The following is a 12,506-nucleotide window of genomic DNA, read 5'->3' on the forward strand; positions in this document are numbered from 1 at the left end:
GCGGAGCGCGGGAGACCATCGGCGACGGGATGACGCGCGCGCTGGCATCCGGCTTGCCACGCACCCGCGATCTTCGGGACGGATACCCATGAACGCGAGCGTCGAACGAGTCAGGGATGCCCTGGCCGAGCTGATCAAGGCCGCCCTTCTCTCCGACGACGGCCTGAGCCGCGCGTGCCGCGATGCGGGTCGCGCCAAGCTCAGGGCCCTCGCGGACGATCCCCCCGAGCCGGAGAGCCTGCGGATGGACGGCGCCTGGACGCTCGCCATCCGGAAGGCCGAGACGCCGGAGCTGGCGCCGCAGGAAGGACGGGTGAACCTGACCCTGCCGCGCGCCTGTCCCTTCACCCTGGACGAGTTGCTCGCACCCGGTCTCGACATGGACCAAGCCGTGGCACGCATCCGGACGAGCGCCTCGACCGGCTGATCGCGCCTGTTGAGGAAAGCCGGGGCGGCGTTGCCGCGGGCGGGCGGGGCCCCCATGTTAGTCCTACAGGACCGACGCCTCGGTCCCGCGCCCGCACGCGGGTCCCGTCTACCGTAGAACCGTTCGGCATCCCCCTTTTGGCACGACGCACCACCGCCCCCGCGGCCGAGCCCGATGCTCCTCCGCCCCTCCCCACCCGCGAGCAGATCCTCGCCTTCGTGGCCGAGTCGAAGGAACGCGTCGGCAAGCGGGAGATCGCCCAGGCCTTCGGCATCAAGGGGGCCGCCAAGATCGACCTGAAGCGCATCCTCAAGGAGATCGAGGCGGAGGGCGCCCTCGACCGTGGCCGCGGCGGCCTCGCCCCGGCGGGCCATCTGCCGCCGGTCGTGCTGGCCGACATCCGCTCCCGCGACCGCCACGGCGATTTCCTGGCGATACCGGTGGAATGGACCGGCACGGGCAAGCCGCCGGCCATCGTGCTGACGCAGCCGCGCGGCCCCCGCAAGGGCAGCCGGCCGGCCCCGGGCATCGGCGACCGCGCCCTGATCCGCGTCGAGCGCGACGCCGAGGGCGGCTACACCGGCCGGGTCGTCAAGGTCATCGGGAAGAACAAGGCCGAGATCATCGGCGTCTACCGGGCCGGCGCGCAAGGCGGCCGGATCGTGCCCGTCGAGAAGCGCTCGCAGGGGCGCGAGATCCTGATCCCGCCCGGCGAAGAAGGGCAGGCCCGCGACGGCGACCTCGTCAGCGTCTCCCTGGAGCGCGAGACCCGCTTCGGCCTGCCGCGGGGCCGGGTCCGCGAGCGGCTCGGCTCACTCGGCTCCGAGAAGGCCGTCAGCCTGATCGCGCTGCACCTTCACAACATCCCGCACGTCTTCGCCGACACGACCCTGACCGAGGCGGATGCCGCCGAGCCCGCCAGGCTGAAGGGCCGCGAGGATTGGCGCGACCGCCCGCTCCTCACCATCGACCCGCCGGACGCCAAGGACCACGACGACGCCGTCATGGCCGAGGCCGATCCGGATCCGGCCAATCCCGGCGGCTTCATCCTCACCGTCGCCATCGCGGACGTGGCGGCCTATGTCCGCCCCGGCTCCAGCCTCGACCGCGAGGCCCTGGAGCGGGGCAACTCGGTCTATTTCCCCGACCGGGTCGTGCCGATGCTGCCCGAGCGGATCTCGAACGATCTCTGTTCCCTGCGCGAGGGCGAGGACCGGCCGGCGCTCGCCGTGCGCATGGTCATCGCCGCCGACGGCGAGATGCGCCGCCACGGCTTCCACCGGGTGATGATGCGCTCCCGGGCCAAGCTCGCCTACGCGCAGGCGCAACGAGCCATCGACGGGCAGCCGGATGACACGACCGGGCCGCTGCTGGAGACGGCGCTCCGCCCCCTCTGGGCGGCCTATGCGGCTCTGCGCGCGGCCCGTGACCGCCGGGGCCCGCTCGCCCTCGACCTGCCCGAGCGCAAGGTTCTCCTGAGCCCCGAGGGCGCGGTCGACCGGGTGATCGTGCCGGAGCGCCTCGACGCCCATCGGCTGATCGAGGAGTTCATGATCCAGGCGAACGTAGCCGCCGCCGAGACCCTGGAGCACGCCCGCCAGCCGCTGATCTACCGCGTCCACGACGAGCCCGCCCTGGAGAAGATGCGGGCGCTGGGCGAGGTCCTGGCCTCTGTGGGCATCAAGCTGCCCAAGGAAGGGGCGCTGCGACCCGCCCTGTTCAACCGGATCCTCGCCACGGCGGCCGAGACCGAGCACGGGGTCTTCCTCAACGAAGTGATCCTGCGCAGCCAGGCCCAGGCGGTCTACGCCCCCGAGAATCTCGGGCATTTCGGCCTGAACCTGCGCCGCTACGCGCACTTCACCTCGCCGATCCGGCGCTACGCCGACCTGATCGTGCACCGGGCGCTGATCACCGCCTGCCGGCTCGGCTCGGACGGGCTCGCGGGCGACGTCTCCCTCGGCGAGCTGGCGCAGATCGGCGAGCAGATCTCGGCGGCCGAGCGCCGCGCCATGGCGGCCGAGCGCGAGACCATCGACCGGCTGATCGCCCATCATCTCGCCGATCAGGTCGGGGCGACCTTCGCGGGCCAGATCGCCGGCGTGACCCGGGCCGGCCTGTTCATCAAGCTCGACCAGACCGGCGCCGACGGCTTCGTGCCGGTGTCGCAGCTCGGCGCCGACTATTTCCGCCACGAGGAGGGCCGCCACGCCCTGGTGGGGGAGCGGACCGGAGAGACGTTCCGCCTGGGCGATCGTGTCGAAGTCCGGCTCGTCGAGGCCGCGCCGGTGGCCGGGGCGCTGCGCTTCGAGCTGCTCAGCGAGGGCCGGACCCGATCCGGCGCCCGGTCCGCCGGGCCGGGGAAGAAGTCCGGCGGGCGGCCCTTCAAGGCCGCGCCGCCCGGTCGCCCCCCCGGCATCCGCAACACCGGGTCGCGCCACCGCGGCTCGCGCCGCTGACCCGGCCGATGTACACCGATTCCATGACCGCCGATGCGATCCCGGCCCGCACCCGCCTGATCCCCGCGCTGGCCCGGGGCTTCGTCGGACGCTGCCCGCATTGCGGCCAGGGCCGGATCTTCGGCCGCTTCCTCAAGGTGCGGCCGGAATGCGACGTGTGCGGCCTGGAGCTGCACCACCACAGGGCCGACGACCTGCCGCCCTACGTGGTGATCTTCATCGTCGCCCACATCGTCGGCTACCTGATCCTGGAGACCGAGAGCACCTACGACGTGCCTCTCTGGGTGGAGATGGGGGTCTGGCCGGTCTTCACGCTCCTGTTCGCACTGGTTTTGCTCCAGCCGGTGAAGGGCGCCGTCGTCGGACTGCAATACGCCCTTGGCATGCACGGCTTTGCCACGCTACCGCGGAGCCGCCCCGCCCCGGGGCCGGAGGAGACGCACCTTGCCGCTGCCGCAGCAGGAGCCCAAGATCGCCACAGCTCCTGAGGGCAAGCCGGCCGCTGCGCGCCTGCGGCCGCGGGACGCCGCGACCATGATCGTCATCGACCGGCGCGGAAAGGGCGGCCCGAAGGTCCTGATGGGCCGTCGCAACCCGAACCTCGCCTTCATGCCGGGGAAGTTCGTCTTCCCGGGCGGCCGGATCGAACTCGGCGACCGCCACATGCCGGTGGCCGGGGCGCTTCCCGATTACGCGGAGGCGGCGCTGACCCGGCAGGTCTCCCGGCCGCCGCACCATCTCGGCCGGGCCCTGGCGCTCGCCGCGATCCGCGAGACCTACGAAGAGACCGGCCTGCTGCTCGGCACGACCGAGCACGGCGCTCCCGAGGATCCCCCGGCGGGCTGGGAGGGCTTCGGCCGCCACGGCGTCCTCCCCGATCTCGAAGCGCTTCATCTCGTGGCCCGCGCGATCACCCCGCCGAAGCGCGTGCGCCGGTTCGACACGCGCTTCTTCGCGATCGACCGCCGCGGGGTGGCGGCCGAGGAGCCGGGACGGATTCAGGCCGACGCCGAGTTCACCGAACTGGCCTGGGTCCGGCTCGACGCCGCCCGCAAGCTCGACCTGCCGTACATAACCCGCGCGATCCTGGACGACCTGGAGGCCCAGATCGCTGCCGATTTCGCGCCCTACCGGATGATTCCCTTCCACTACGAGCGCTACGGGCGGCGCGAGCGGGTGGCCTTGTGAGCCGTCCAGACGGCTTGCAGCAGAACCAGCCGCGCGGGATCAGGTCGGAGGAGGTGGCGGCGATCGCGGCGGCCGTGACCTGCGTCACCGTCGTCGGCATCGGCCTGAGCCTGTCGATCCCGCTCCTCTCGATCGAGATGGAGCGGCGCGGCGCGTCGAGCACGCTGATCGGGCTCAACACCGCGGTGGCGGGCATCGCCAGCATCTGCACCGTGCCGTTCGTCCCGCGGCTCGCAGCACGCATCGGCGTCGCGCCTCTGCTGGGACTGGCGCTCGTCGTCGGAGCGGTCAGCCTCGCCCTGTTCCCGCTCCTGCCGGGCCTCGCCCTGTGGTTCCCCCTGCGCTTCGTCTTCTCGATGACGCTCGGCGCGCTGTTCGTCCTCTCCGAGTACTGGATCAACGCCGCCGCCCCGCCGGAGCGCCGCGGCCTCGTGATGGGCATCTACGCCACCGTCCTGGCGGCGGGCTTCGCGGTCGGGCCGCTCCTGCTGGCGCTGGTCGGGACCGAGGGTCCGGCCCCCTACGCGACGGGAGCCGTCCTCATGCTGGCCGGCGGGTTGCCGATCCTTCTGGCCCGGGGGCTGTCGCCGACGATCGAGACTGGCTCCGGCCGCGGCATCCTCGGATACGTCCGGCTCGCCCCCGGCGCCCTGGCGGCGGCCCTCGCCTACGGCGCGGTGGAGACCGGTATCTTCGCCATCCTGCCCCTGTACGGCCTGCGCCTCGGCTACGACGCGCAAGGAGCGGCCGGCCTCGTCAGCCTGATCGCGCTGGGCAACGTGCTGTTCCAGATCCCGTTCGGCTGGCTCGCGGACCGTCTCGACCGCGGCGCGGTGCTGCTCGGCGCGGGCCTCGCGGGCGCCGCGGGGTCGGCCCTGATCCCATTCGCGGCCGGCAACCCGGTGGCGTTCGGCCTGCTCCTTCTCGTCTGGGGCGGGATTGCCGGCACCCTCTACACGGTCGGCCTCGCGATGCTGGGCGACCGCACCCCCGCGAACGATCTCGCGGGGGCCAACGCGGCCTTCGTGGTGCTCTACAATGTCGGTCTGATGCTGGGTCCGCCGGTGATCGGCGGCGGGCTCGACCTCGTGCCGCCGCACGGCTTCGCCCTGGCGCTGCTCGCCCTGTTCCTGGCCTTCGCCGGCTGGCTCGCCGCGACGGAGCGATCGGGCCCACGCTCTTGACCTGCCGGGCCCGATCGGGCATTCACCCGCCCGTATTCGGCCGGGCTCTCCCGGCCATTTGCGTTTCGCTCACGCGGAATGCCGCACCCTGCAGGAGCGCCGCGCCATGGCCAAGGCCGTCACCGTCAAGATCAAGCTCGTCTCCACCGCCGACACGGGCTATTTCTACGTCACCAAGAAGAACTCCCGCACGCAGACCGAGAAGCTGACGATGCGCAAGTACGACCCGGTCGCGCGCAAGCACGTCGATTTCAAGGAAACCAAGATCAAGTAAGGTCGCTGGCTGCATCGCAGCCTGACCGCCGACGGGAAGCCGCTCCGGAAACGGGGCGGCTTTTTCTGTTCGGCACCGCCTCGCGCGACGATGGCGCGCGTTGCCGGCAGCTGTCCGGCCGCCGCCCGAGCGGCCGACAGCCTGGCGCCAGCACGACTCATTAACCCTCACTCGTCCCGGACGCTGCGCGATTCGCCGGCCGATTTCCGGCCCGCGGTTTCGGCCAGCCCGGCTGGCGGAGGGCGGGTTCGATGCAGCGGATCCTGCTGGCGATCCTCATCACCGGGGCGGTACTGGCGATCTGGCTTGTCCTGACGCTGCCGGTGCATGCCCTCGGCGCGGCCCGCCGATGGCTCCTGGAACGCCCCGCCCCGGTTCGGGCACGGAGCCGACCGCTCAGGCGGTCCCCGACGCGGCCAGATCCGGATCGAGCGTCCGCGCCAGGGACCGCGCGATAGCTACGAGGGCCGTCACCATCGGTGTGGACGGCTCGCGCCGCGGAGCGACCAGGCCGATCGTGTGCTCCAGGTCCGGGGCGGTGATCGGTATGGTGCGCACGCCCTCCATGGGCCCCAGCGCATCGACCAGGATCTCCGGCATGATCGAGGCCCAGCGCAGGGTGCGGACATGGGTCAAAAGCACGATCATCGAGTTCGATTCGAGCGTTGCGGCGGGGTCAACACCCGCCTCCCGGATCTGGTGATCGATGATCCGCCGGTTCTGCATGTTCGGCGTGAGCAGGCAGAGGGGCAGGCTGCCGGTTTCGGCCCAGGTGACGCTGGACCGGCCGTCGAAGGGGCCGCCGATCGCCGTGACGAGGCGGTAGCGCTCCCGGTAGAGCGGCACGGAGACCACCCGCCCCAGGGGCTCGTTGTCGAGGTAGGTCAGGCCGGCATCCGCCTCCAGGTTCTCGATCAGCGAGAAGATGTCGGTCGAGGTGGCGGACTCGACCGTCAGCCGCACGTCCGGGTGGCGCTCGCGGTAGGGCGTGGTGAGGTTGACGATCATCGGCAGCGCCGTGGGGATGGCGGCGATGCGCAGGTGTCCGGTGAGGCCCCGGCGCAGGCCGGTGACCTCCTCGTGCATGGCCCGGGCATCGGCCACGATGCGCCGTGCCCATTCCAGCACCCGCTCGCCCTCGGGCGTGAAGCCCTGGAAGCGGGAGCCGCGCAGCACGAGCTGCACGCCGAAGCGGTTCTCCAGCTGTTTTACGCCGGCCGAGAGGGTCTGCTGGGTCACGCCGCAGGATTCGGCGGCGTGCCCGAAATGCTGCTCGCGAGCGAGCGCGAGCAGGAAGTCCAGCTTGTCGATCACGACGAAGGCATCCCGGCACGGCGAGGCGCCGGAAACCTAGCGACCCGCCGTGCCTGCCACAACCGAGCGATCGGGTTCAGCGGAACAGGATGAACGCCTTCGACAGGGTGATGCCGATGCCCCAGACGATCGGGATGCCGACCACCGCCCAGGCCAGGCCGGCGCCGGGGCTGAAGCCGCCGCGGCCGATGCCGAAGGAGCCCGACGGCCCGGAGGCCGTGGCGCCCGAGCGGACATCCAGGGAGGCCCGCTCGGAATCGGACATGAACCACCTTTGCGCCAGCGGCCGGACCAGCAGGTTGCAGAGGAACCCGACCGCCAGGAAGCTCGCGAGCACGTACATGGTGCGGCCGTAGAGGTCCGCCCCCTGCACGCCGGCCGCGACCTGCGCCTCGCGGATCTTGGTGATGACGAAGGGCCCGACGATGCCCGCCATCGACCACGCGGTGAGCAGGCGCCCGTGGATGGCGCCCACGAACTGCGTGCCGAACACGTCAGCGAGGTAGGCCGGGACCGTCGCGAAGCCGCCGCCATACATGGACAGGATCACGCAGAAGATCGCGACGAACAGCGCCTGCGAGCCGATGCCGGCGGCCCAGGGCGCGGCCGCATACAGGAGGCCGCCCAGGGCGAAGAAGATCGCGTAGGTGCCCTTCCGGCCGATCCGGTCCGACATCGAGGCCCAGAAGAACCGGCCCAGGATGTTGAACAGGGAGAGCAGGCCGACGAAACCCGCCGCGATGGCGGCGACCTGCGCCTTCTGGCCAGCGTCGAGGGCGGAAAAGCCGGTGCCCGGCAGGCCGATCAGCTCGCCGCCGAAAATCTCCTGGAGCATCGGCGAGGCCAGCGCCAGCACGCCGATGCCGGCGGACACGTTGAGGAACAGGACGAGCCAGATCATCCAGAACTGGAAGGTCTTGTGCGCGTCGCGCAGATGGACGTGGCCCGAGGCGATCATGGCGTTCTTGGCGGTCGGGTTGGTCCAGCCGTCCGGGCGCCAGCCGGCCGGGGGCACCCGGTAGCCGAAGGCGCCGCCCAGCATGAACAGGATGTACCCGACACCCATCACGGCGAGCGTCTGCCAGACACCGGCCGAATCCGCGGTCCGGAAGCTCTTGATCAGGCTGTCCGCCAGGGGCGAGCCGATCATCGCGCCGCCGCCGAAGCCCATGATCGCCATGCCGGTGGCCATGCCGCGGCGATCCGGGAACCATTTGATCAGCGTGGACACCGGCGAGATGTAGCCGAGGCCCAGCCCGATGCCGCCGATCAGGCCCATGCCGAGCCAGACCAGCCAGAGCTGGTGGATATAGACGCCGAAGGCGCCGATCAGGAAGCCACCGCCCCAGCAGAGGGCCGCCGCGATGCCGGCCTTGCGCGGGCCGGCCCGTTCCAGCCAGCCGCCGAACAGGGCGGCCGAGAGGCCGAGCACGACGATGCCGATGGAAAACACGGTGACGAGGTCGCTTACCCGCCAGTCGCAGGTCGTCGTGAACAGGGCCGTCATCACGCCCATGTCGGGGCAGGCGGCAGGAGCCGGCTGACCCACGGAAAGCGCCCGGGTCAGCGGCAGCCAGAACACCGACAGGCCGTAGGCCATCCCGATACAGAGATGGATCGCCAGCGCCGCCGGCGGGACCAACCATCGGTTGAAGCCCGGCTTGGCGACGATCCGCTCGCGCGACAACAGATTCGGGATTCTCTCAGGCGCGATCGCGCCCGCCACTCCAGCGCCCATCTTGGATTCCTCCGCCGCAGCCTCGTTGACGGGCCGCTCGGCGGCGGAAGATGCGCGATTTGTGTGCACGGCACCAGCGCGTGGCACGCTGGGGAAGCAATTTTAATCCATTCCCGCGCCGTTTGTATGCGCCTTCCCGGCGAATGGTCCTTCGCCCCGCGAGGCGAGGCCGGACCGATTGACCCCCTCCCGGCGGCCCGAAGGCCTCCGCGACGCGGCTGCAGGGCGAAGATCGAACGTCGCCCCCAGGCCCTTGATCGGCCCGCGCGACGGAATGCGTCGGGCGGGCCGTCCGGCCTTACATGGGCGGGGTCAGGCCGTCCTTGCCGACCGCGATGAGCTTGCCGTCGGCCTTGGCGCCATCCTTGGCGACCACGGCGAAGACCTTGGAGCCGGGCGTCAGGATCGCCTTGTCGGCGGGCTCGAACGCGACGATCGGCGCCGAGGAGGGCACCACGATCTCCTTGGAGCCGTCCTTGCCGTAGCTCACCGTCAGGGTGCGCTCGCCGCCCGAGGCCGCCTTGTCGGCCTTCACGGTGCCGTTGGTCATGGCGCTCTTCACCTTGGGGGCGCCCGACGTCTCGGCCTTCACGGTGCCGTTGGTCATGGCGCTCTTCACCTTGGCGCCGGCGCCGGCGGTCTGATCGGTGATCGCGTCCCAGCCGTAATGGCCCTCGCCGGTGCCGCGCATCGACTCGGGGAAGAGCACGACCTCCAGGGCGGTCATCGGGTTCTCGCCCTTGGTGGCGGTGCCGATGAAGACGCCGTCCTTGATCTGATCGAGGCTCGACGGGACCACCCAGGCGAACTTGGCGCCCGCGACATCCACCGTCTCGGTCTTGCCGTCGTCGGTCTTGATCGTGAGCGTGCTGCCATCGGCTTTGTCGACGGTACCGCGGACGCGCTCGACCTGCGCGGCGAAGGCCGCACTCGACAGGAGGGCGGTCAGGCCGGCGGCGGCGAGGGTCTTGCTGAGGTGCTTCATCGGGGTCCCATCCTGGATGCGGAAGCCCGGTTATGGGGCGACACGCGCGCGAAACAAGGTTGTGCGCAAGCGAAATGATCGCCCTGAGAAACAAATAAGGCGGCGCCCGGGGGACGCCGCCTCATCGGTCGCGGGGGCGGCCCGAGGACCGCCCGGTGCATGGTCAGGCCGCGAGCGAGCGCAGCACGTAGGGCAGGATGCCGCCGTTGCGGAAGTATTCCAGCTCGTCGAGGGTATCGATCCGGCAGGTCAGCGGGACCTGCTTCACCGAACCGTCGGCGGACTTGATCTCCGCGGTGAGCGTCTGGCGGGGCTTCAATTCGCCGGCGAGGCCCTTGATGGTGACGGTCTCGTCACCCTTCAGGCCCAGCGACTGCCAGCTCGTGTCGCCCTGGAAGACCAGCGGCACCACGCCCATGCCGACGAGGTTCGAGCGGTGGATGCGCTCGAAGCTCTCGGCCACCACGGCGCGGACGCCCAGCAGCTTCGTGCCCTTCGCCGCCCAGTCGCGCGACGAGCCGGTGCCGTACTCTTTGCCGGCGAAGATGACGAGCGGCGTGCCCTGCTCGGCGTATTTCATCGCCGCGTCGTAGATGAACATCTTCTCGCCGGAGGGCTGGAAGTGCGTCCACCCGCCCTCGACCACGCCGCCGGAGGCGTCCTTCACCATCTGGTTCTTGATGCGGATGTTGGCGAAGGTGCCCCGCATCATCACCTCGTGGTTGCCGCGCCGCGTGCCGTACTGGTTGAAGTCCTGCACGCGCACCTGATGCGACTGCAGGTACTCGCCGGCCGGCGAGGCCGCGCGGATGTTGCCCGCCGGCGAGATGTGATCGGTGGTGATCGAGTCGAGGAACAGGCCGAGGATCCGGGCATCCGCGATGTCCTCGACCGGCTTCGGGGTCTTCTCCATGCCGACGAAGTAGGGCGGGTTCTGCACGTAGGTGGAGCCCGGGTTCCACGCGAAGGTCTCGGCCTCGGTGACCTCGACATCCTTCCAGTTCTGGTCGCCGCCGAACACGTCCGCGTAGCGAGACTTGAACAGCGCCGAGGTGATGTTCTCCTCGATGAACTGCTGCACCTCGGCCGAGGATGGCCAGATGTCCTTGAGGTAGACCGGCTTGCCGTCCGAGCCCAGGCCGAGGGGCTCGGTGGTGATGTCGATCTGCATCGAACCGGCCAGCGCGTAGGCGACCACGAGGGGCGGCGAAGCGAGGTAGTTCGCCCGCACGTCGGGGTTCACGCGGCCCTCGAAGTTGCGGTTGCCCGAGAGCACCGCCGCGGCCACGATGTCATTGTCGTTGATGGCCTTGGAGATCGCCTCCGGCAGCGGGCCGGAATTGCCGATGCAGGTGGTGCAGCCGAAGCCCACGAGGTTGAAGCCGAGCGCGTCGAGGGGGTCCTGCAGGCCGGACTTCTCCAGATACTCGCCGACGACCTGCGATCCGGGCGCGAGCGAAGTCTTCACCCACGGCTTGGAGCGCAGGCCCTTGGCCACCGCATTGCGAGCCAGAAGCCCGGCGCCGATCATCACCGAGGGATTCGACGTGTTGGTGCAGCTTGTGATCGCCGCGATCACCACGTCGCCGTGCCCGAGGTCGAAGTTCGTGCCCTCGACGGGGTAGCGGCGCGCGATGTCGGCGGCCTTCTTGAACTCGGTCTCCATCGAGCCGGCGAAGCCCGGCTTGGCGCCGTCGAGCAGCACCCGGTCCTGCGGGCGCTTCGGGCCGGCGAGCGAGGGCCGCACCTCGCCCATGTCGAGTTCCAGCGTGTCGGTGAAGACCGGATCGGGGGTCTGGGCGTCGCGCCACATGCCCTGCGCCTTGGCGTAGGCCTCCACCAGGGCGATCCGGTCGTCGGAGCGGCCGGTGACCTTCAGGAAGTCGATGGTCTTCTGGTCGATCGGGAAGAAGCCGCAGGTGGCGCCGTATTCCGGAGCCATGTTGGAGATCGTGGCCCGGTCGGCGACCGCCATGTCGTCGAGGCCGGGGCCGTAGAACTCCACGAACTTGCCGACCACGCCCTTCTTGCGCAGCATCTGGGTGACGGTGAGCACGAGGTCGGTGGCGGTGGTGCCCTCGGGCAGCTTGCCCGACAGCTTGAAGCCCACGACCTCGGGGATCAGCATCGACAGCGGCTGGCCGAGCATGGCCGCCTCGGCCTCGATGCCGCCGACGCCCCAACCCAGCACGGCCATGCCGTTGACCATGGTGGTGTGCGAATCGGTGCCGACCAGCGAATCGGGATAGGCCACCTCGGACCCGTCCTCGGATTTCGTCCAGACGGTCTGGGCGAGGTATTCCAGGTTCACCTGGTGGCAGATGCCGGTGCCCGGCGGGACCACGGAGAAGTTGTCGAAGGCCGACTGGCCCCACTTCAGGAAGGTGTAGCGCTCGCCGTTGCGCGAGTATTCCAGGGCCACGTTGTCGGCGAGCGCCTTCGGGGTGCCGAACTCGTCGACGATCACCGAGTGGTCGATGACGAGGTCCACCGGCACCAGCGGGTTGATCTTCTGCGGGTCGCCGCCCAGCGCCACCATGGCGTCGCGCATGGCGGCGAGGTCGACCACCGCCGGCACGCCGGTGAAGTCCTGCATCAGCACACGGGCGGGGCGGAACGCGATCTCGACCTCGGCCTTGCCCTTCTGGTCGAGCCAGCCGACGGCGGCCGCGATGTCGGCCTTCTTGACCGAGCGGTCGTCCTCGCAGCGCAGCAGGTTCTCCAGGATCACCTTCATGGAGAAGGGCAGCGCGGTGGCCGAGGCGAGGCCGTTCTTCTCGGCCGCGGGAATGGAATAGTAGGTGTAGGTCTTGCCGCCGGCTTCGAGCGTCTGGCGGGCCTTGAAGCTGTCGAGTGAGGGCACGGCTGGTTCTATCCTCGCTGCGGGTTGTCGAACACGCGCAGGCAAGACCTGCGCTACGAGATCCGTGTTCGGCC

General features: G+C 70.3%; 10 protein-coding genes. 6 read left to right on the top strand and 4 right to left on the bottom strand.

Annotation, left to right across the window (positions count from 1 at the left end; all coding sequences use genetic code 11):
* Positions 1-88 precede the first annotated feature (88 nt).
* From P9K36_RS20710 to rpmG, 6 genes are all read left to right on the top strand, one after another.
* A complete protein-coding gene (locus P9K36_RS20710) occupies positions 89-427 on the top strand; it encodes a hypothetical protein (protein WP_043355289.1) in 339 nt (112 codons plus the stop codon).
* Between the two features lie 137 nt (positions 428-564).
* Entirely contained in the window at positions 565-2,886 is a 2,322-nt protein-coding gene (rnr, locus tag P9K36_RS20715; RefSeq protein WP_278305904.1) for a ribonuclease R, read from the top strand.
* A 23-nt stretch (positions 2,887-2,909) separates the two neighbouring features.
* Positions 2,910-3,374: a DUF983 domain-containing protein gene (locus P9K36_RS20720; RefSeq protein ID WP_278307313.1), complete on the top strand. Its 465-nt coding sequence runs from the start codon at positions 2,910-2,912 to the stop codon at positions 3,372-3,374.
* Positions 3,331-4,074 carry an NUDIX domain-containing protein gene (locus P9K36_RS20725; protein WP_043356897.1) on the top strand — a complete coding sequence of 248 codons (744 nt, stop codon included), beginning with the start codon at positions 3,331-3,333 and terminating at the stop codon, positions 4,072-4,074. Before P9K36_RS20720 ends, P9K36_RS20725 begins: the two co-directional genes overlap by 44 nt.
* Positions 4,071-5,258, top strand: a complete 1,188-nt coding sequence (locus tag P9K36_RS20730) for an MFS transporter (protein WP_236952716.1) — start codon at positions 4,071-4,073, stop codon at positions 5,256-5,258. The genes P9K36_RS20725 and P9K36_RS20730 overlap by 4 nt, the downstream gene beginning before the upstream one ends.
* A gap of 106 nt (positions 5,259-5,364) precedes the next feature.
* The gene (gene rpmG / locus P9K36_RS20735; protein WP_020092568.1) at positions 5,365-5,532 is read left to right on the top strand and encodes a 50S ribosomal protein L33; all 168 of its coding nucleotides are present in this window, start codon (positions 5,365-5,367) and stop codon (positions 5,530-5,532) included.
* Between the two features lie 396 nt (positions 5,533-5,928).
* Here rpmG and P9K36_RS20740 read toward each other — a convergent pair whose 3' ends face one another.
* The 4 genes from P9K36_RS20740 to acnA form a co-directional block, all read right to left on the bottom strand.
* Positions 5,929-6,846 (bottom strand): LysR family transcriptional regulator, encoded by a 918-nt coding sequence (locus P9K36_RS20740; protein ID WP_043381106.1) that lies wholly within the window; start codon positions 6,844-6,846, stop codon positions 5,929-5,931.
* Between the two features lie 76 nt (positions 6,847-6,922).
* Complete coding sequence (locus P9K36_RS20745; protein WP_075380764.1) at positions 6,923-8,584, bottom strand: OFA family MFS transporter; 1,662 nt, start codon at positions 8,582-8,584, stop codon at positions 6,923-6,925.
* A 298-nt stretch (positions 8,585-8,882) separates the two neighbouring features.
* Positions 8,883-9,569, bottom strand: coding sequence for a hypothetical protein (locus P9K36_RS20750; protein ID WP_043356887.1), 687 nt, complete (start codon positions 9,567-9,569; stop codon positions 8,883-8,885).
* Positions 9,570-9,732: 163 nt separating this feature from the next.
* The gene (acnA, locus tag P9K36_RS20755; RefSeq protein ID WP_043356884.1) at positions 9,733-12,432 is read right to left on the bottom strand and encodes an aconitate hydratase AcnA; all 2,700 of its coding nucleotides are present in this window, start codon (positions 12,430-12,432) and stop codon (positions 9,733-9,735) included.
* Between the last annotated feature and the right edge of the window lie 74 nt (positions 12,433-12,506).

This window comes from Methylobacterium sp. 391_Methyba4, from assembly GCF_029691625.1.
Classification (GTDB): domain Bacteria; phylum Pseudomonadota; class Alphaproteobacteria; order Rhizobiales; family Beijerinckiaceae; genus Methylobacterium; species Methylobacterium fujisawaense.